Genomic DNA, 18,247 nt, shown 5'->3' with positions numbered 1-18,247 from the left:
TCAGCCCTCGCTCAGTACGTCGGGGAGGAACCGGTCCTCGTGGGCGACGATGGTCGACTCGTTCTCGAGCAGCGTCTCGATGATCGAGCGGACGCCCTCCTCGAACGTCGTCGATTGGCCGCCGATCAACGCGTCGTACCGGTCGTTTTCGATCTCCATCTCGTGTGTCTCGTCCTCCGAACGCGGGTTCTCGAAGTGTTCGACTTCGACGCCGAGCCCGTATTCGTTGGCCACGTCGGCGACGGTCTCGGCGATCTCGACGATGCTGATCGCGCGGGTGACCTGATTGTAGACGGTGTGGTCGTCGGGCCGGTCGTCCGGATCGGACAGCGCGAGCCGGGCCAATCCCTCCACGGCGTCCTCGAGCGCGATGAAGGGCTTGCGCTGCTGGCCGCGGCCGTAGACGGTCATGGGGTAGCCGGCGACGGCCTGCGCACAGAACCGGTGAGCGACGACGCCGAAGTAGTAGTCGAAGTCGAACCGCGTCCCGAGCCGGGGATCGGCCGCCGTCTCCGTCGTGTCGGTGCCGTACGTGATCGCCGTCCGAACGTCGGAGACGGGAATGTCGAACTGCTCGTGGGCCAGTCGCATGTTCGCCGCGTCGTGGGATTTCGTCAGGTGGTACCACGAGCCGGCCATTGCGGGGAACGGCACCTCGTCGCGCTCGCCACCGTGTTCCATCGTCGCGCCGCCTTCGGGGACGGGGAACGAGGGGGCGCCGTAGACGCCGGTCGTCGTGGTCTCGACGAAGTGCGTGTCCTCGAGATCGTTTTCGTGAAGCGACCAGAGGAGGTTCCGTGTCGACTGGAGATTGTTGTGCTGGGTGTAGTTGGCTCGTTCGCGGCCGATCTGCGAGTACGGCGCGGACGGCTGTGCCGCGGTGTGGACGATCGTCTCGGGCTCGTGGACGCGGAGCAACTGGTCGACGAAGTCGCCGTCGGTGAGGTCGCCCTCGACGAACGAGAGGTTCCGGACGCCGTGGACCTCCTCGAGCGCGTCGAGGCGGTCGTCCATGGACGCGACGGGAGTGGCACTCGTCGAGCCGACGGTCTCGACCCAGCCTCGTCGCGCGAAGTTGTCCACGAGGACGACCTGTTCGTCGGTTTGAGATGCGATCCGAACTGCCGTCGGCCATCCGAGATAGCCGTCTCCGCCGGTGAGCAGTACTGACATGATGCTATCGATAGTGTTCCAAACAGGGTCAAAAGTGTATCCATTGGTAAGCACCGATGATACTTCCATAGGCGTTATCTACCGAACAGTTCCGCCGTTTCACCGGTCCGATCTCGTGAGAGTATCAGGGTCCAATAGTGCAAACTTATTACCATCGGTGAATCAAGGTCGGTTCGTATGGCCGACACGAGCGATACAACCGAGGAGACCGAACCGACCGACCAAGCCGACGAAGCGGACGACGAACTGGTCGACGACTTGCGAGACGGCGCGGGATGCGTCGAAATCTGGAAGCACCTCAGCGAGCGCCGCGACGACGAGTGACGGTCGGTCCGCACGCGACACGTCCAACGACCCCCGACGCCGCGGTGTGGAATTGCACCAGTCGCCGATGACCAGTACCTTCAAACCCGTTCCGGTGGGACGACCAGTATGCGCGTGACACGTCACCTGTGGGGCTGTGTCTCTCTCGCGGGCTTTCTGGCCGCGCTCGCGGTCGTCCTCGAGCGTCCCCTCCTCTTGGCCGGTGTGGCGCTGATCGGCGCGTGGCTCCTCGCGACCCAGTCCGCGTTCCTCGCCGCCCTCGAGCGGACGCGACGCGGGCTCTCCGTCACCCGGTCGATGCCGTCCTCGAGCGTCCGCGCCGACGAATCGGTTCCGGTGACCCTCGCCGCGACGCTCGCGGACCCGGCCCCGCTGCATCTCGATGTCGACGCGGGGTTGCCGACGGCGACGAAGACGGCCGACGGTGACGCGACGGCCGTCGCCGTCGAACCGGAGACGACCGGCGCGGAGCGGACCGCGGTCGCGAGTTGGCCGGTTGTGGGAACGCACGCGTTCGATCCGGCGCGGGTGACCGCGACCGACGGCCGCTTCCGCGAGACGTTCGCCGCGGGCGGTTCGCCGACGGTCTCGGTCGAGTCCCGCGGGCCGCAGGCGATCCACGTCGGCGAGGGCGGCGATCGGCTCACGAGCGTCTACGGCGACCACGCGCTGCGGCGATCGGGCCGCGGCCTCGAGCCGTCCGAACTCCGGGAACACGTCCCCGGGGACGCGGCCAAGCGGATCGACTGGAAAGCGACCGCGCGGCTCGCGACGCCCCACGTCCGCGAGTACGAGACCGAGACGACCCGCCGGACGCTCCTCGTGGTCGACCACCGACGGCCCCTCGCGTCCGGCCCGCCGTCGGAGACGAAACTCGACTACCTCCGCGAAGTGATGCTCGCGACGGCCGAGAACGCCCGCGACAGCGACGATCCGCTCGGGCTCCGCTGTGTGGGCGACCGCGGCGTGACGACCGATCTCGAGCCGGCCGCGACGGCGGAGGCGTACGCGACGATCCGCCGGGAACTCCTCGATGTCGAGCCGACGCCCGCGACGCCGTCACCGCAGGCCTCGACCGCCCACGCGCGACCGCAGGCGACCGACGGCGGGCGCTCCGAGACGCCTCGAGCGACGCGGGACGACGCCGGCCCGTCCCCGTCAGTCCACGGCGGCGCGACGCGACGGACGGCCCGTCACTCGGTTCGGGACCTCGAGGGCGACACCGATCCGTTCGCCGAGACGCTGCGCCCGTTCTACGCGGAGTCGCGGCGCGATAGCTGCCGGGATCGGGATCGGCCGCTTTCCGACGCGGTCCGGACGTCGCTGGCGTCGTCCGTGTCCGCGACGCGGACGATCGTCTTCACCGACGATTCCGATCCGGCCGAGGTCCGCGAAACGGTCTCGCTGGCCAGACGGAACGACAGCGACGTCACGGTGTTTCTCGCGCCGAGCGTCCTCTACGAGCCCGGCGGCCTCGACGATATCGAGCGGGCCTATGAGCGCTACCGGGAGTTCGAGTCGCTCCGCCGCGACCTCGGCCGGCTCGAGGGTGTCAGGGCGTTCGAGGTCGGCCCCGCCGATCGACTCGGAACCGTCCTCGAAGCGGCGCGCGATCGGGGTGGTCGCCGATGAGCGAGCGGTCGACCGCCGCCACCGAGGCGGCCGGAGCCGGCGAGACGGACGACGACCGGAGCGCTCGAGACACCGCCGGCGGCCGGGCGACCGAACTCAACGTGCCGGCGATCGTCGCGCTCGCGGCGCTCGTCGGGGCGTTCTGGGTCGTCGCCGGATGGCCGGGGCTGATCGGCGGCGTCGCGACCGCCGCCGGCTGGTACGCGCTCGGGCCGCCGTACGCGGTGGCGCTCGGCCACGTCGCGCTCGTCGTCTGCGTTCCCGCCGCGATCGACCCGACATCGTTCGTGATCGTCGAGGCGGGATTCGTGGCGCTCGTGCTCGCGTCGGCCCCCCGAACGGCGGCGACCGTTCCGATCCGGTACGCCGCGACGGCGCTCGCCAGCGCCGGTGCGCTCGCCGGACTCGCCCGACTCGCATTGGGTCCGGCGGGACAACCGCTGTGGGTGGCCGCTGCCGTGATGGTCGCCGCAGTGGCCGGTAGCATGTACGGACTCCACCGGTACGGACTCGTCGTCGTCCTCGAGCGAGGAGCGACCGATCGCGGCGAGTCACACCGGCGGACGACCGACGAATCGACGACCGTCTGCACGACCGACGGCGAGCCGTCGCTGTCGGACGAAACGACGCCCGACACGGACACTGAACGATGAGCACGACCACCGACGATCCCGATCGTACCGACTCCCAGTCCTCGCCGACCGACGACACCGCTGTGCAATCGGCCCCGGATCGAGCCGAGCTGGCCGCCAGAGCCGAACTCCTCGCCGAGGAGAACGCCCGACTCCGGGACGAGTACGCGCGGGCCACCCGGACGACCTACCGCCGCACCGCGCGGTGGCTCGCCGTCGTCGGCGCGCTCGCCGTCCTCGGCGGGTTCCTGTTCCCCGACGGGCGGGCGGTGCTGTTCGCCCTCGGCGGCACCGGCCTGTTCGGCGGGATACTCACCGCGTATCTCACCCCCGGGCGATTCGTCGCCGCCGACGTCGGCGAGTGCGTCTACGCCGCCGCCGCGACGAACGTGGCCGCCCTGATCGACGATCTCGCCCTCCGCGACGAGCGCCTCTATCTCCCCGGGAGCGAGGGCGCGTCCGTCCGGCTGTTCGTCCCACAGCGAGCGGAGTACGAGCTTCCCGACGACCGATCGGGACCGATCGTCACCCGAGCGGCCGAGCGGGGGCTCGTCCTCGAGCCGACCGGCGGGCGACTCTTCGCCGAGTTCGAGCGGACGCTCGGCGAGCCGCTGCCGGCCGAGCCGTCGGCCGCTGCGACGACCCTCGCCGACGCGGTCGTCGAACAGTTCGAACTCGCGCGGCGCGCGGAGCCGGCGGTCGACGCCGACGACGGCCGCCTCACGGTCGCGATCGACTCGAGCGCGTTCGGCGATGTCGACAGAGTCGACCACCCCGTCGCCTCGTTTCTCGCGGTCGGCGTCGCCGAGGCTCTCGATCGGCCGATCGAACTCGCGGTCGACGCGGGCGAGACGCCCGACGAGTGGCTGGTCACCTGTCGCTGGGACCACGTGGACGAGAGAACGGAGTGAACACGGTTCGGCTACTACCCGATACTCGCGATCCGAACTGCGACGCGGCGCTGATTACGGCTGCCCGGTATTGTCGCCACCGTCACGGCCATCGCCGCTGTCACGGGTGTCGCCACCGTCGCTGACCGCTTGCGGCTCGTTCGCGGCGTCGATCACCGGAACGTCGACCGACTCGAGGATGTCCGCGATGACATCGTCCGCAGCGACATCGCCGAGTTCGGCGTCGGCGGACAGTACGAGCCGATGGATCAGCGTCGGTTCGGCAAGCGCTTTCACGTCGTCGGGAATGACGTACTCGCGGCCGTGGATCGCGGCCCGCGCTTTCGCGACGTCGAGGTACGCGAGCGTCGCCCGCGGCGAGGCCCCGTGAGCGACATCGGGGTGATCCCGCGTCGCGCCAACGAGATCGACGAGGTACTCCTTGACGGGTGCGGCGACGTGGATGGACGCGGTACGCTCGCGAGCCGCGAGCAGGTCCTCGCGGCTGACGACCTGCTCGACCGCGTCCGGTCCGAGCGTCGGCTCGTCGTCGAAGCGATCGACGAGTTTCAGTTCGTCGTCCTCGTCTGGAAGCTCGATTCGGTGTTTCAACTGGAATCGATCGCGCTGGGCCTCCGGCAGTTCGAAGACGCCCTCCATCTCGATCGGGTTCTGCGTCGCGATCACCATAAACGGCGTCGGCAACTCGAGGGTCTCTCCGCCGATCGTGACGTGGCGCTCCTGCATGGCCTCGAGCAGGGCGCTCTGGGTCTTGGGCGTCGCGCGGTTAATTTCGTCGGCGACGACCACGTTCGCGAAGACCGGGCCGCGCTGGAGTTCGAACGCCTCCTTGTTCTCGCGGTAGATCTCCGTCCCCGTGATGTCCGCCGGGAGGATGTCCGGCGTCATCTGGACGCGGCTGTGCTCGAGCCCGCTCGCCCGTACGAAGAGGTCCGCGAGCGTCGTCTTCGCCACGCCGGGGACCCCCTCGAGGAGGAGGTGGCCTCGCGTCAACATGGCGATCGTGAGCAGTTCGACCGCGTCGTCGTTGCCGACGAGGACGCGATCGATCTCCGCACACAGTGCGTCGTGAATCGCCGCCGGATCGACTGGACTAGCGTCGTCGGATCGTGGATCGGTTTCGTTCGTTCGTCGTGTCATGGTCGGTGGTAACTCGGTCAGTCGCTATCGTCGCGGTTCCGCCGATCGCGGGTCCTCCCCCCGATCACGCGCCGAATCCGATCGTCGTCCCAATCGGGATGGCGCTGTCGAAGGATCGCCGCCCGGTCGTCATCGGACAGGAGCGAGTCCGAACGGCGTCGTTCTCGAGGGGCGTCCCCGGAGTGGTCGCCCGAGATGAGTCGCCGGACGCGGGCTCCGATCGAGCGAACGCGGCGGCTGGACAGCGCCGCGATCGCGGCGATGCCGCCGGCCCCGAGCAACGCCTGAAGGGGGCGGACGCTACGGATCGTCAGGACCGCTGCAGCCAGTGGCGGCACGTCGGAAACGTGCGAGACATCCAGCAGGACGCGGTCGTTACCCTCGTACAGTTCACGGACGAACCGCTCGTTGTCCGAGCGGGTATACATCGAGTTGATCGCGATGCTCGGATCACCGATCACGACGACCGCCCCGCTGCTGACGTTCTCGACGGTCGCGACCGGGTGCGATCCGAGTTCATCTTCCTGTCCGAGGCGCTCGTCGTCTTCCGTGAGGTAGGAGACGTTACTCGTCGTGGCGAGTACCGTCGTGTTCTCCGACCCCGGCTCGACCGCCGTCGCGTAGTTGAGCGTCACCCGGTCGACGCCGTCGGTCATCGAGTGGTTCTCGACGGCGGTTGCGACCGGCATCGCCGGCCCGCCGTCGTGGTTGTACTCGTCGCGCACCAGCCTCCCGTCCACACGGGCCTCGGCACCGACATCCGCGAGCAGCGAGTTGCCGTTCTCACCGAAGTTCTCGAGGACGACGAGCGTGCCCCCGTTCTCGACGAACTCCCTGATCCGCGCCGCGTCCTCGGCCGCGTACGGTTCGTCCGGCGCGACGACGAACGCGACGGTCTCGTTGGCGGCGGACTCGTTCGCGAACGCCTCGTATCTGTCCGCATCGCGGACGAGTTCGCTCTCGACGTCGGGATCGTTCTCGAGCGAATCGCTGAGATCGGTCGTCCCGTCCCACGAGGGGTTGTACGGACTGAACGCCGCCGCGGACGTGGCCGCGAAGACGCCCAGCGCGACGACGGTCGCCACGGCGAGCGCGACCAGCAATGCACGCGGCCAGACGATGTCCCCGTCTTTCAGGACGCCGGCGTGCCAGCTCATGCGATCACCTCCGACCGCGTCGATGGCCGTGCAACGCCGGGACGAAACCGGACGAGCGCCGCTCGAGCGTCGGTCACCACGGGATCACCTTCGGCGGAAGCAGTCCCAGGATCCGATGGAGCATGAGGGCGGCGAACCCGAACAACCCGAGTAGCGTGAGCCACCGCAAGCGGGCCCGCCACTCCGGCGTCACGTTGACCGGTGCCGTGAGTTCGGTGACGACGAGCAGTCCGAACAGTGAGAGGACGAAAAAGAGCTCGTACGAGAGCGAACCGAGCAACGAGAGGACGAGCACCGTCGCTACCATCCACGCGAGTTGACCGTGGACGAATCGCATCCGTCGCGGGGTCGCCATCCATCGTTCGTACCCCGACAGGGTGTATAAACATACAGCGAGTAACTCGTGATACGGAACTCGTATCGATTCTCGCCGTTCCCGTTCCAGATACTGCAATCGTTGTGTTCGTTGGGATAGTTACACCCACTAGGTGACCCTAACGGTTATTGCCATCGTTACTTTTCACGTACGCTGCGTAGCGGGCCCCTTCAGCCGCGAAACGGTCGGTGGGTAAAGGGCCATCGCGGATGAGTCGTCGATTCGACCGTTCGAAACTTCCGACCCAACTTTACGAACATATCCTTGTAATCAATCGCGATGCTTGATCCGTCACAGCACTGAGAGCATCACGCGGGTTCGGGACGGGGGACCGAAAAATGAATCGTTCCTCGAGTGAGTATTCGATTCTATCTCGCCGAAATACCAATTTTAGATACTGCTCGAGATACGGAACTACTATCGATAGGCGCGGTCGATAACGCAGAAGAGCTCCAGTAATACGAGCGATCTGATGAAGGCTAATCTGTTGGTATACGCTGCTCATGTCGATTTAATCCGTTGATTTACCGCTTCACTCACTCTCTCGTTATGTACTTCAGACTCGAGACAAAAATGCGGCATCAGAACGCAATCGAATACCTAATTCAAGATATAGAAAATGATATCTACCAGCTCGATATTGTTTTTAGAGCGACTTCCCTAGCTAACACGAGGGTTCAGAGCTATGCAGACGGTGAATTAGCTGCTCTGAACGAGTAATTCGGACGCAGTGACGAGAACAGCGAATTGCGTTGAGCCGTCGGAGAGATCGACTGCAGTTCACGAGAGAGCGAGCTTCTCACAGGGAATCAGACGAGTTCCAGGGCTGCGGCTGTCGCGGTTCCGAGACGGATAGCGCATTTGTCATTGGTCCTGCAGACGAGAGTCGAACAGTTAGCAGCGATACGCTCCCGGCGTCGGCGGTCGTTGTCGTTTGTGCCGGGTTCGGGTACACCACTCGTTGAGTCGGTCGACGAGCGCCTCGTCGATGCCGAGCCGATCCGCGACAGTCGCGGTCTCTCCCTCTTCGTCGAAACGCAGTCGGAGGATGCGATCGAGGGTTTCCGGCGAGACATCTAGCTGTTCTGTCGCCGACTGCCCGGCATACAATGGCGACCCCGCCGTTTCGACGGTGAGGTCCTCGGGAATCCCGATATGTCGAGCGAGCGCTCGCACTTCGGTTCGATAGAGATCACCGAACAACAGGCAGTCTGCCGCCGTTTCACCGTATTTCGTCGCGGACCCGAGGAGATACTGCGTGCGATCGATCGGGCCGACGACGAGAGCGTTCGACGTGTTTGCGACGTAGTAGGTACAGGCCATCCGGAGCCGTGACAGCATGTTGTTCGTCGCGACGACGTCGTCGACCGGTCCGTCCGATTCGCCGACCGCCTCCTGAACGGCCGCCAGTACCGGCTGGAGTTGGAGTCGGCTGTGGTCGATTCCCAGCGACTCGGCGACGGCCTCCGCGTTTCGAGCGATCGCCTCGTGACTGATGAACGCCGGCATCACGAGTGCAGTTACGCGCTCCTCGCCGATCGCATCCACGGCGAGCGTCGCCGCGACCGTCGTTTCGACACTGCCGTCCAGTCGCACTACAAGACCGTCCGCGCTGGCGTCGGTGACCAGTTCCTCGAGGAACGCGGGGAGCTGTTCACGCAGGGTCGTCAGCGCCTCGTCGGTCGTCGCGAGACCGTCCGAATCGCGAGGGAGGCCCTCGACGGCCGTGTCGGAATCGGTCGCCGTCATCGTTCCATCGCCGGGAGACGAACTGAAGCGGTAGTCGGACGCCGAGTGCAACGACGGTCGTACGGATCGACCGGCCGTGAATCACTCGAGACCGGGTCGAAAGCCGCGTTGGAAGACGGATAGATCATCGTTCACGTTACGAGAGCCTGATCATGAGGTATAACAGTTTCTAGCCGATTCCTTACCCACTTGTGAACCCATAGATGAGTATATTATAATATATATGCTGCAGAGGACTATCCCTACTGTAGAATCGTCCGCTTTGCGGAGATGGAGGGTTCGGCAGCCGGGGTTGCGATTCGATTCGGCGATTTAGGACTCAACTCGGTACCGGCCGGAGAGGGTCGAAGGCGGCGAACACGCGCCCTCGAGGACGGGTCGATCGGAACCAACTCCCACACTGCTGAATGCGATCATTCACCGGCGGATTCGGCGGTGACGGTCGCGAGGATCTCGTCCGTCGAACCGATTTCCGCGAACTCGCCCTCGAGGTGTGAGAGGGCGGTTTTGTGGACCACCGACGGGGCGAACTGCTCCCCGTCGAACGTCCGATCGAACGTCGCCGTCGCGTCCCGGACGAGGGTGACGCCGAAGCCTCGATTCTCCGCCATTCGGGTCGTCGTCGAAACGCAGTGATCCGTCGTCAGGCCGCAGATCACGAGCGAGTCGACACCCCGTTCGCGTACCCACGGCTCCAACTCCGTGTCGACGAACGCCCCGTTGACCCGTTTGACGAACTCGGTCTCACCGTCTCGAGGAGCCAGTTCCGGTTTGAACTCGAATCCCGGCTGGTCGCCGCGAAGCGGCGACTCCGGTTCCGTCGAATCGTGGCGAACGTGGGCGATCGGCAATCCGGCCGTCCGCCAGTGGGCGAGAAGTCGCGCCGCGTTCGATTCCGCGTCCGAATTGTTGCGACTCCCCCAGACGGGGTCGTCGAACCCCTGTTGGAAGTCGACGAGCACGAGGGCCGTGCGGGCCGAACTATCGCTCATCTCCGATCACCGTGTGCGGCGCGACTCGATGGTTCGAGGAGATACTCCGACTTCGGGTGGGCCCGGGTTACGGTGATCGGACACTCGCTCGGCGCTTCGGTTTCGGTTTCCGTTAGCATGTACTGTGGCCACTCGCGATCGCCCTCGTTCCCCCAGTCGCCGAGATCGGCGTGGGGACAGACGCCGTCGTAGTCCTCGAGTCGGTCCTGAATCACGTCTCGGGCGTGTTGGCCAGCCTCGGTGTCGCCGGTGACGTTCAACGCCTCGAACAGCGCCCGCGGCTGGAACGTGATCTCGAGGCCGATCGGACAGTAGCGGCTCTTGCGTGTCTCGTAAAACGGCGCGCGACAGGTCGGAAACATCGGCTCACCGCCGAAGCAGAACTCCCAGTGGGTATCATCGGGATCGGTTGGGATCCGATCTGGCCACGGCTCCGGATCGTGGACGTGGAGAAACTGAAGGATGTGCCAGAGCGCGCAGTGGTACTCCGCCTCGGACAGACGGCCGTCGGGCGGTTTGAAAAACGTCACTAACGACGCGCGGTCGCTGTGATCCTGATACGTCTCGAGGTACTCGAGCAGCGTTCGGCCCAGTTCGAGCAGGGCGTCTTTGTCGGTCATCGACGGGACGGCCGTGTACAGCGGATCGCCGTTCTGGACGGATTCGACGCCGAAAAAGCAGGGGAACGGGCTGTCGTTTCGCTCGCCCAACAGCCCGTCGCGGAACGACTCCCAGTGGGCCGCGACCCAATCGGGGGCGTCACCGGCTTCGACGCGTGCCGCGACGGTCGCTTGGTCGTTGAGCGTGCCGACGACGGAATCGGTCATCGAGTAGAGTTCGGACCTTTCAGCCCTTTTAGTTATCGGTTCGGACGGCTGCAGCGTTAGGTAGCGGGTTCGCTGCGACTGGCGTCACGGTCGCGCGTCGGCTGCGTCCTCGCGGTGTTCCTCGAGCGAGAGATCGATCGCTCTTGCCCGTTGTCGGATCGCATCCGCGTCGACGACGGTGACCTCGCCGTCCTCGAGGAGGACGTTGCCGTCGACCATGGTAAACGCCACGTCGTCGCCGTGCGCGCCGAAGACGAGATGCGAGAGCGGGTCGTGCAGCGGCGTCGCTCGAGTCAGATCGGTATCCAACCCGACGATGTCCGCACGCCACCCCTCGCGGAGCGCGCCGAGACGGTCGAATCCGGTCGCCTTCGCGCCGTTTATCGTCGCCATCTCGAAGAGCGTCTCGGCCGGGGCGGCGACCGGATCTAGTCCGTCGACTTTCTGGAGGAGACTTCCCTGTCGCATCTCCGTGAACGGATCGAGCGTGTTGTTACACGGCGGGCCGTCGTTGCCGATCGCGACGTTGATCCCGCGCTCGAGGTAGTCGGTGATCGGCGCGATACCGCTCGCGAGTTTCATGTTCGACGACGGGCAGTAGGTGACGTGCGTACCGGTCTCCGCGAGCAGTTCGCGCTCGCTCTCCGCTGTCCAGACGCAGTGTGCGAGGACGACGTCGTCGCCGGTGAGGCCGACTTCGTCCAGCCAGTGGATGTTCCGCATCCCGGTGTCTTCCTCGACCGTCTCGACCTCGCTGCGGTTCTCGCTCGCGTGCGTGTGAATCCGAACACCGTCGTACTCGTCGGCGAGTTCGCGCGCCCCGCGCAGGCACTCCTCGCTGCAGGAGACGGCAAAGCGCGGCGTCACCGCGTACCGGATTCGGTCGTCGAACGCGCCGTGGTACTCCTCGATCAACCGCTTGCTCTCGGCCAGCGCCTCCTCGGTCTCCTCGAGCAGTCCCGCCGGCGAGCGCCGATCCATCAGCACCTTCCCGAGGACGCCGCGGATGCCGATCTCGCCGGCCGCCTCGAACGCGCGCTCGGCGTGGTTGACCGAGAGGTGATCGATGCAGGTCGTCGTCCCGCTCTCGATCATCTCGAGGTAGCCCAGTTTCGCCGCGATTTCCATCTCCTCAGGCGAGAGCGACGCCTCCATCGGGAGGACGTACTCGAAGAGCCACTCGAGCAGTTCCGAATCGTCGGCGATGCCGCGGCCGAGGCTCTGTACGGAGTGGAGGTGGCCACCGACCAGCCCCGGCAGGAGGATATCGTACGACTGCTCCTCGCGATCCGGGTACCGGTCGCGAAGAGCCGCTCGCCGACCGACGGCGGCGATTCGAGAGTCGTCGACGACGACCGCCCCGTCCTCGATGACGGTGTCGGCGTCGGCGATGACCGTTCCGGAAAGTATCATACCACCCGAGAATACAGTTCCACCGGCAAAACGGTTTGGACTCAGGCCGATCGGGTTCGACGCGGCGAGCGAAGCTCGGTGGGAACGGCTCGAGAGATAGTTCGACTATCGGTAGAACTTACCCATCCTTAGTGTCTATAATCGATTGATCGATGTCGTTGCTGCCGTCCAATTCGACGATTGATAACCGCACGGCGGCGGCGACGTTCCGGGCCTCGATACCTAAGTACGAAGAGCGTGTACGGTGCATGTACCACGATGAGCACGATTGATTTATCTCAACGGCAACGACGAACGCTTACCGAACTCGTCAACGAGTACCAGGCGACCGATTCGCCGGTCTCGTCAACGGACCTCGCGGCTACGCTCGACCGCAAGCCGGGCACGCTCCGGAACCAGATGTCGTCGCTTCGCTCGCTCGACCTCGTCGAGGGAATCCCAGGACCCAGCGGCGGGTACAAACCGACCGAGACAGCCTACGAGGTCCTCGACCGAGAGCCGCTGGCCGATGCCGAATCGGTCACCCTCGCACGAAACTACGACCGCGTCACGGCGACCGTCGACACGATCGATTTCACGACCGTCCACAATCCGGACCTGTGCCGGGCACAGGTCCACTTTCAGCAGTCGGTCCGAGGCTTCGAGAAGGGCGACGAAATCGCGATCGGACCGACGCCGGTCGCGAACCTCGTCCTCGGCGGTGTGATCGTCACCGTCAACGAGAGCGAAAACATGGTGATCCTCGACGTCGCTCTCTTGGAGGCACCGATGAAGGAGGACGGATCGAAACCCGCCTGAGGCGAGTACGGCGAACTGTTGTGTGTCGGCGATCACCGAGTTGCCGCGGCGTCTGACGATGTACCATCGGTCGATTCCGTCCGCTAGACGGTTCGAGATAGGACGAACCGGCGAACCCGAGTGCGTCTGAATACGATATCGTCTACGTTGCTATTGTCTTCTCCTGAAGCGGCCGTGTTTAGTTAAGCGTGAAAAGTGAGGCGGGGCAATTTTGTGCTGATCTACGGCAAAAATCGACCGCCTCAGCGGATATAGCGACTGGATCGATTTGAGTTTTGTGGAGCGAGAACGGACACCGCGTCGGCTGATGGAGTTCGGTATTCGACTCCACCTTGCAGGATTTCCGCTTTCGAATACCGTTCGAGAATTATAGAATTTTGGTGTCGAACGATTGCGCAAGGCTGTACACGATTAGGTACAGAAAGCCGATCTACAACCAGCAGCTGATACGAATCCGAATCACGTTGCGCTCGACGAAACCGTGATCCAAATCGATGATCACCAGTATTGGCTGTACGCTGCAGTCGATCCTGAAACAAACGGAATCCTCCACATACGGCTATTTTCGGCGACTAAGACCATTGACTGGACGTTTTCTGCGAGAACTAATCGAGAAATACGATGTCGAGGATGCGATGTTTCTCGTCGATGGCACACAGCATCTCCAGACAGCACTCCGCCAGCACGGGCTCCGATTTCGATACGAAAAACAAGGAAATTGGAATACTGTCGAACGTATCTTTCGGGAGATAAAACGACGTACCTCTTCATTCTCAAACTGTTTCAGTCGCGTCAAACCAGCAACCGCAGAATCGTGGCTCCAGGCCTTCGCCGTCCTGCAAAATGCTACAAACTAAACACGACCCCGCTCGTTCTCCCAAGATTCTTCTAAATCCGTATCATAGCTCTCGCTGAGCAGCTCTGAGAGCGTCAATCAACTTAATATTTCGACCTGCTCACTTCTCAAACTGGCTCAACTAGACAGTGTCGTTACAATATAGCTATCAAAATCGGGACTACTATTCACGAAGGAATTATGACTGTAGTATGCTTCCAAATGTCAGTACTGTTCCAATTAGGACACACGCTATCCCGACGAGGAACAGGGGAAAAAAACCGTTTTCGAGGGTAACGATTTGTACGAGTACAATTCCTATTAGCGTCGTCTGCATTCCAAGAACTGCCAACCTGGATGCATCATTGAGGACCATGGGTATCAAAACTTTCTTTGCGAAACGACATTAATGCTGGCAATCAGTAGACGGCTTTGAGCGAGAAGCTTCGACTTGATTAGATGGTTAAGCCCAACTCTGATGAATCGCTAGCCTGCGTTGGTTTCGACTGGTAGAAATCGGGAGACGAATGTCGAAAATTTCTCGCTTCACGAAGAAAGCAGTGCGATTAGCTAAAAATGCTGTTGGTGGCGACTTTGCCGACTACTCAATCGTATCGCTCTACTGTCTTTGGGTTTACTTGGAGAAGTCCTATAGAGAGTCGTTAGATCTGCTGAGCGAGATACCACAAATATTTGGAGAGACCAGCCTCGAAGCGGCCGATATACCTCATTAGTCGACATTAGTTAAATGACTTAATAAAATCAAGACAGCACTCGCCAGAGTGCTGCTGCGCCTCTCAGCGTTCGCAAAAGCGAGGCTTTTGTCCAGTCCACAAAATCACGAAGAGATTTTTTGACGCAGTTGCACGACCCAAGCGGTCACGCTGCGATCGACACGATGTCCTTTGACCGCAAAAACGCCAGCAAACACTACTGCCGGCGGACGAATTACCGGGTTCAGACGCTCAAAGCGACCGCTCTCGTCGACACAGAAAGTCACGCAATTTTGGATGTTCACTGTCCGACTGAGAAACGCCACGACACACCTCGCAAGCCTCGCCGCCGACAAAGGCTATGACTAGATGCAATTACGCGAAAAACTTCACGAAGAGCGTGTAAAACCACTGATTAATCATCGGTAGTTTCGGCCAATCGATCACGCGCATAACATGCGGATCGATGGGCCTCGATACCGACAGCGAGCGATGTATGAGACCGTCTTCTCGACGATCAAGTGCACGCACGCCGTCACCGAGCGTACGTGAACTTGGTACAATGGATTTCTAGAACTCGCACTATATATTATTCCTAATGTATGGGATACAAAAACGAAATTAAGATACGCCTAGCGATTTATAACGGTCTTATCTCGGATTGATAAACTTCGAGATCGTCTCCGCTGTTACCGGTCATAACCTTGTGATCGGTAATCCGATACTCGGGGCTGAACCCGATTGCCGGTCCGGTAGCGCTGAAACTCAATGTAGGAGATACCGCCACAGAGGCATGTGCGTGGGTATATGAAGCGCGGACGACACGTTGGTCTTTACTCCAATCACCAACGGAAGTCAAATATACTCCACATGTTCCACCGTGCTCGTACCCATTTTCTTCATCCCCGACATCCACTAACCCACAGTCATAGTTGTTAACGTTGTCGTCCTCCCAATCTTCGTAGCTGGCAGCATCATCGAATCGGAAGCCGGTCCGTCCGACTGTCGGATCGTGTAGATCCTCGGACCAGGTAGCGTTCCCAGTAGTTTCCATCGCACTCTCTCCACCGTCATCTGCAAGTTTGAAGTACTCGTTCTGTCGAGTATTCCAAGCTATCCCGGCAGCATCTCTAGGATTCTCACCATGACTTTTTGGAGTGAACTCTTGCCCGTTACAACTAGCCGAGAACTCGTACCCAATTGAGAGCGATGCAAACATATTGGTACCGGAGGGGCCGCTGTTACCACCGCTGGCACTAATATACGCCCTGATACCGCCGTCCTGCGGATCATTAACTGAACTGGGGCTTATGGAATCAGAATTCTGCTCGTCACCCTCGCCGTCATCGCTTCCAAGTGAGAGAGGCTGGTAAATCTCTATTGAAGTATGACCGTATCCCTTCTTTTCGAGAAATTCTTCTCTAGCTTCCTGCCCTTCCGTGTGGCCAATCTCTATCGAGCGCCGCATATCCCTTTTGAATTCTTCGGGATTACCGTCCTCCTCCTTGGCCGCAGAAGCCATAACAGGCATGCATAGTGTGCTAGCGCTAACTCCAACTGCTTTAATTAAGGATCTTCTCCTCATATATGCTTATTTTATTCTATTGTATAAATATCTTAGCATCGGAGATTAATGAATTAGATAATAGTTCGGAGATTTTGGAGTGCTTCTCGTTCAAATTCTCGAAGGATATACTTGAGCTAAAAGCCGAAACTGCGGCGTTAACATGTCTCTCGGGTACTGTCTAGTTCTGCACCTCCGCGACTGGCATGTTTCCGTCGAGGGTTTGATGCGGTCGTTGGCGGTTGTAGTAATGTACGAACTGTTCGAGTTGCTATGGCTATATCGGCCAAAGTATTAACAAACGTGGTGGAAAAGTCGTCTCTGGCGAGGAATCGAAAGGACACGAACTGAACCGAACGCGCTCTATGGCCTCGCCAAACATGTCTTCGCCACCGTCACGGATCGACTCTCCGTGATCCGAGACCATTCCCACATGCGTTCACTGCAGTCCCGGTACTGGCCTCGACCGGTACCGCGGATTGTATTTGGTCGCACCTACATACCGAAGAGTCATCCCAACAGGTGCTCCCGGAATTGATCCGAGGGAGCTATACGAAGTCAGTTGTCTCTATTCCTCTCGTCGTCCACGAGATAACCGAGCAATGCCGATCGAGCCGTGCCATATTCGATTAGACTAATTAGTTAGGCTAATCGATAAGATAGGATTATACGTCGAATTCAACGCATTACCTCCCGATTTTGACCCCGTCGGCGATAGCTCGAGCGGAAAAATCCTTCGCGTGTCTCTGCACGAGGCGGAGAACGAAGAAGAAGACTTATGACTGACTGACTGGTTAGTCAGCACATGGGCCAGCCACTATCGCAGAAACGACCGTGGCTCGCAGCGCTGCTCGCAGCACTCGCGACCGGGCTCGGCCACCTCTACCTCCGGCGGTGGCGTCGCGCGGTCGGATGGCTCGCCGCCTCCTTCGTGACGACCGCGCTGTTCGTCGACCCGGCCGCGTTCGACGCGTTCGTCGCCGGCAGCTGGGGCCTCGAGACGCTGGTCGCTATCGCGCCGATGTTTTTCGTCATCGGTCTCAGTATCGTCGACGCGTATCTTCTCGCTCGGATGCAAACCGACGGTGCTGTCGCCGACTCGGTCGACGGCTCCGATACGGACTCGGTCGCCTGTCCACACTGCGGAAACGAACTCGATCCGGACCTCGAGTTCTGTCACTGGTGTACGAATCCGGTCGAAGGTATCGACCGCGATCGTCCGGACGCGGCAGACGAGGAGCGCTGACGAACCGTTCGATTGGACACCGAGATCCGTCTCGCAGCGCAGGGTCGCGTTTCTGGCATCGCTATCGATACTCCGTGAGGAGCGAACAGCGCCAGCAGTGAGCAGAGAGGTCACGCGTCACGCATCAAGACGGCAGTGACGTACTCGTCGGCGGTCCGTCTTGCCGTTGCGAGTGCATCCCCCTCGTCCAAGACGACTTCTCGAGTTCGAGCCCCGTCGACGATCGTCATGAGCGCCCGCGAGACGTGGTCGGCGTCGACATCGGTGAAGACGCCCGCCTTGATTCCCTGCTCGATCACCGTACTGAGCAGGTATCGGATGTACTCGTCGTTCTGCTGGAAGCGCTCGCTGAACGCGTCGTTGTACGGTGCCTGACTCCGCATCTCCAGCATCGCGATCAATAGGTCGTGATGGTCCTCCGGGGCGACCAGCAGTTTGTCGAGCAGGTGCTCTAGTCGGTGTTCCGGATCGGTCGTTTCGACCTCGTGAATCGTTTCCTGAAATCGATCGAGGAGATTGTCCAGAAACGCCGCGAGGAGGTCGTCTTTCGTCTCGTAGTGGTAGTGAATCGCGGCGGTCGATTTGCCGTACTCGTCGGCGATCCGTTTGATCGTGAGCGCAGCGTACCCGTGTTTCCGAAGCGCCTGGTAGGTCGCGCGCATGATCGCTTCGTTCGGATCCGAGACGGGTCGTTCCGGCGAATCAGCCATTGTACACTACGTTCGTTGTGGGTCAGATAATAGTTGTGACCCGCTCGGGATCGCG

General features: G+C 61.8%; 16 protein-coding genes and 3 pseudogenes. 8 read left to right on the top strand and 11 right to left on the bottom strand.

Annotated elements, in window-relative coordinates; translation table 11 throughout:
- Nucleotides 1-1,173, bottom strand: a complete 1,173-nt coding sequence (locus FEJ81_RS21620) for an NAD-dependent epimerase/dehydratase family protein (RefSeq protein ID WP_138247278.1) — start codon at nucleotides 1,171-1,173, stop codon at nucleotides 1-3.
- A 177-nt stretch (nucleotides 1,174-1,350) separates the two neighbouring features.
- Between FEJ81_RS21620 and FEJ81_RS23535 the strand changes: the two genes are divergently transcribed.
- From FEJ81_RS23535 to FEJ81_RS21605, 4 genes are all read left to right on the top strand, one after another.
- A complete protein-coding gene (locus FEJ81_RS23535) occupies nucleotides 1,351-1,497 on the top strand; it encodes a hypothetical protein (RefSeq protein ID WP_175416537.1) in 147 nt (48 codons plus the stop codon).
- A 108-nt stretch (nucleotides 1,498-1,605) separates the two neighbouring features.
- Entirely contained in the window at nucleotides 1,606-3,129 is a 1,524-nt protein-coding gene (locus FEJ81_RS21615) for a DUF58 domain-containing protein (protein ID WP_138247277.1), read from the top strand.
- Complete coding sequence (locus FEJ81_RS21610; RefSeq protein ID WP_138247276.1) at nucleotides 3,126-3,782, top strand: hypothetical protein; 657 nt, start codon at nucleotides 3,126-3,128, stop codon at nucleotides 3,780-3,782. The genes FEJ81_RS21615 and FEJ81_RS21610 overlap by 4 nt, the downstream gene beginning before the upstream one ends.
- On the top strand, nucleotides 3,779-4,672 hold the full coding sequence (locus tag FEJ81_RS21605; protein WP_138247275.1) for a hypothetical protein: 894 nt from the start codon (nucleotides 3,779-3,781) through the stop codon (nucleotides 4,670-4,672). Before FEJ81_RS21610 ends, FEJ81_RS21605 begins: the two co-directional genes overlap by 4 nt.
- A gap of 54 nt (nucleotides 4,673-4,726) precedes the next feature.
- Here the strand turns inward: FEJ81_RS21605 and FEJ81_RS21600 are convergent, their stop codons facing one another.
- From FEJ81_RS21600 to FEJ81_RS21570, 7 genes are all read right to left on the bottom strand, one after another.
- Nucleotides 4,727-5,812 carry an AAA family ATPase gene (locus FEJ81_RS21600; protein ID WP_138247274.1) on the bottom strand — a complete coding sequence of 362 codons (1,086 nt, stop codon included), beginning with the start codon at nucleotides 5,810-5,812 and terminating at the stop codon, nucleotides 4,727-4,729.
- A gap of 17 nt (nucleotides 5,813-5,829) precedes the next feature.
- Nucleotides 5,830-6,969 carry a DUF4350 domain-containing protein gene (locus FEJ81_RS21595; protein WP_138247273.1) on the bottom strand — a complete coding sequence of 380 codons (1,140 nt, stop codon included), beginning with the start codon at nucleotides 6,967-6,969 and terminating at the stop codon, nucleotides 5,830-5,832.
- Nucleotides 6,970-7,042: 73 nt separating this feature from the next.
- Nucleotides 7,043-7,324, bottom strand: a complete 282-nt coding sequence (locus FEJ81_RS21590; RefSeq protein WP_138247272.1) for a hypothetical protein — start codon at nucleotides 7,322-7,324, stop codon at nucleotides 7,043-7,045.
- A 915-nt stretch (nucleotides 7,325-8,239) separates the two neighbouring features.
- Entirely contained in the window at nucleotides 8,240-9,094 is an 855-nt protein-coding gene (gene nadE / locus FEJ81_RS21585) for an NAD(+) synthase (RefSeq protein ID WP_138247271.1), read from the bottom strand.
- Between the two features lie 413 nt (nucleotides 9,095-9,507).
- Complete coding sequence (locus tag FEJ81_RS21580; protein ID WP_138247270.1) at nucleotides 9,508-10,086, bottom strand: cysteine hydrolase family protein; 579 nt, start codon at nucleotides 10,084-10,086, stop codon at nucleotides 9,508-9,510.
- Nucleotides 10,083-10,913, bottom strand: a complete 831-nt coding sequence (locus FEJ81_RS21575; protein ID WP_138247269.1) for a YqcI/YcgG family protein — start codon at nucleotides 10,911-10,913, stop codon at nucleotides 10,083-10,085. Before FEJ81_RS21575 ends, FEJ81_RS21580 begins: the two co-directional genes overlap by 4 nt.
- 84 nt (nucleotides 10,914-10,997) lie before the next feature.
- Complete coding sequence (locus FEJ81_RS21570) at nucleotides 10,998-12,326, bottom strand: 5'-deoxyadenosine deaminase (protein WP_138247268.1); 1,329 nt, start codon at nucleotides 12,324-12,326, stop codon at nucleotides 10,998-11,000.
- 258 nt (nucleotides 12,327-12,584) lie between these two features.
- Here FEJ81_RS21570 and FEJ81_RS21565 point away from each other — a divergent pair, with 258 nt between their 5' ends.
- The 3 genes and pseudogenes from FEJ81_RS21565 to FEJ81_RS21555 all read left to right on the top strand — a co-directional run bounded on the left by FEJ81_RS21565 (nucleotide 12,585) and on the right by FEJ81_RS21555 (nucleotide 15,308).
- The gene (locus tag FEJ81_RS21565) at nucleotides 12,585-13,124 is read left to right on the top strand and encodes an Rrf2 family transcriptional regulator (RefSeq protein WP_138247267.1); all 540 of its coding nucleotides are present in this window, start codon (nucleotides 12,585-12,587) and stop codon (nucleotides 13,122-13,124) included.
- Nucleotides 13,125-13,356: 232 nt separating this feature from the next.
- Nucleotides 13,357-13,981: pseudogene (locus FEJ81_RS21560) on the top strand (IS6 family transposase).
- Nucleotides 13,982-14,486: 505 nt separating this feature from the next.
- Nucleotides 14,487-15,308: pseudogene (locus FEJ81_RS21555) on the top strand (IS5 family transposase).
- Between the two features lie 4 nt (nucleotides 15,309-15,312).
- Here FEJ81_RS21555 and FEJ81_RS21550 read toward each other — a convergent pair.
- Nucleotides 15,313-16,257 (bottom strand): hypothetical protein, encoded by a 945-nt coding sequence (locus tag FEJ81_RS21550; protein ID WP_138247266.1) that lies wholly within the window; start codon nucleotides 16,255-16,257, stop codon nucleotides 15,313-15,315.
- A gap of 160 nt (nucleotides 16,258-16,417) precedes the next feature.
- A pseudogene (locus FEJ81_RS24470) lies at nucleotides 16,418-16,504 on the bottom strand (IS6 family transposase); the annotation flags it as partial.
- A gap of 537 nt (nucleotides 16,505-17,041) precedes the next feature.
- On the opposite strand from FEJ81_RS24470, the gene FEJ81_RS21540 reads away from it, so the two are divergent.
- Nucleotides 17,042-17,482: a zinc ribbon domain-containing protein gene (locus tag FEJ81_RS21540; RefSeq protein WP_138247265.1), complete on the top strand. Its 441-nt coding sequence runs from the start codon at nucleotides 17,042-17,044 to the stop codon at nucleotides 17,480-17,482.
- 110 nt (nucleotides 17,483-17,592) lie between these two features.
- On the opposite strand, the gene FEJ81_RS21535 is transcribed toward FEJ81_RS21540, so the two are convergent.
- Nucleotides 17,593-18,192 carry a TetR/AcrR family transcriptional regulator gene (locus tag FEJ81_RS21535; RefSeq protein ID WP_138247264.1) on the bottom strand — a complete coding sequence of 200 codons (600 nt, stop codon included), beginning with the start codon at nucleotides 18,190-18,192 and terminating at the stop codon, nucleotides 17,593-17,595.
- Nucleotides 18,193-18,247 lie beyond the last annotated feature (55 nt).

The sequence above is a fragment of the Natrinema versiforme genome (genome assembly GCF_005576615.1).
GTDB lineage: Archaea > Halobacteriota > Halobacteria > Halobacteriales > Natrialbaceae > Natrinema > Natrinema versiforme_A.
This window is presented reverse-complemented; position numbering and strand designations above follow the sequence as displayed.

Excerpts from the sequence above, each read along its gene's own strand:
- FEJ81_RS21620 (WP_138247278.1), bottom strand. The coding sequence starts at position 1,173 with ATGTCAGTACTGCTCACCGGCGGAGACGGCTATCTCGGATGGCCGACG.
- FEJ81_RS23535 (WP_175416537.1), top strand. The coding sequence starts at position 1,351 with ATGGCCGACACGAGCGATACAACCGAGGAGACCGAACCGACCGACCAA.
- FEJ81_RS21615 (WP_138247277.1), top strand. The coding sequence starts at position 1,606 with ATGCGCGTGACACGTCACCTGTGGGGCTGTGTCTCTCTCGCGGGCTTT.
- FEJ81_RS21610 (WP_138247276.1), top strand. The coding sequence starts at position 3,126 with ATGAGCGAGCGGTCGACCGCCGCCACCGAGGCGGCCGGAGCCGGCGAG.
- FEJ81_RS21605 (WP_138247275.1), top strand. The coding sequence starts at position 3,779 with ATGAGCACGACCACCGACGATCCCGATCGTACCGACTCCCAGTCCTCG.
- FEJ81_RS21600 (WP_138247274.1), bottom strand. The coding sequence starts at position 5,812 with ATGACACGACGAACGAACGAAACCGATCCACGATCCGACGACGCTAGT.
- FEJ81_RS21595 (WP_138247273.1), bottom strand. The coding sequence starts at position 6,969 with ATGAGCTGGCACGCCGGCGTCCTGAAAGACGGGGACATCGTCTGGCCG.
- FEJ81_RS21590 (WP_138247272.1), bottom strand. The coding sequence starts at position 7,324 with ATGGCGACCCCGCGACGGATGCGATTCGTCCACGGTCAACTCGCGTGG.
- nadE (WP_138247271.1), bottom strand. The coding sequence starts at position 9,094 with ATGACGGCGACCGATTCCGACACGGCCGTCGAGGGCCTCCCTCGCGAT.
- FEJ81_RS21580 (WP_138247270.1), bottom strand. The coding sequence starts at position 10,086 with ATGAGCGATAGTTCGGCCCGCACGGCCCTCGTGCTCGTCGACTTCCAA.
- FEJ81_RS21575 (WP_138247269.1), bottom strand. The coding sequence starts at position 10,913 with ATGACCGATTCCGTCGTCGGCACGCTCAACGACCAAGCGACCGTCGCG.
- FEJ81_RS21570 (WP_138247268.1), bottom strand. The coding sequence starts at position 12,326 with ATGATACTTTCCGGAACGGTCATCGCCGACGCCGACACCGTCATCGAG.
- FEJ81_RS21565 (WP_138247267.1), top strand. The coding sequence starts at position 12,585 with ATGAGCACGATTGATTTATCTCAACGGCAACGACGAACGCTTACCGAA.
- FEJ81_RS21550 (WP_138247266.1), bottom strand. The coding sequence starts at position 16,257 with ATGAGGAGAAGATCCTTAATTAAAGCAGTTGGAGTTAGCGCTAGCACA.
- FEJ81_RS21540 (WP_138247265.1), top strand. The coding sequence starts at position 17,042 with ATGGGCCAGCCACTATCGCAGAAACGACCGTGGCTCGCAGCGCTGCTC.
- FEJ81_RS21535 (WP_138247264.1), bottom strand. The coding sequence starts at position 18,192 with ATGGCTGATTCGCCGGAACGACCCGTCTCGGATCCGAACGAAGCGATC.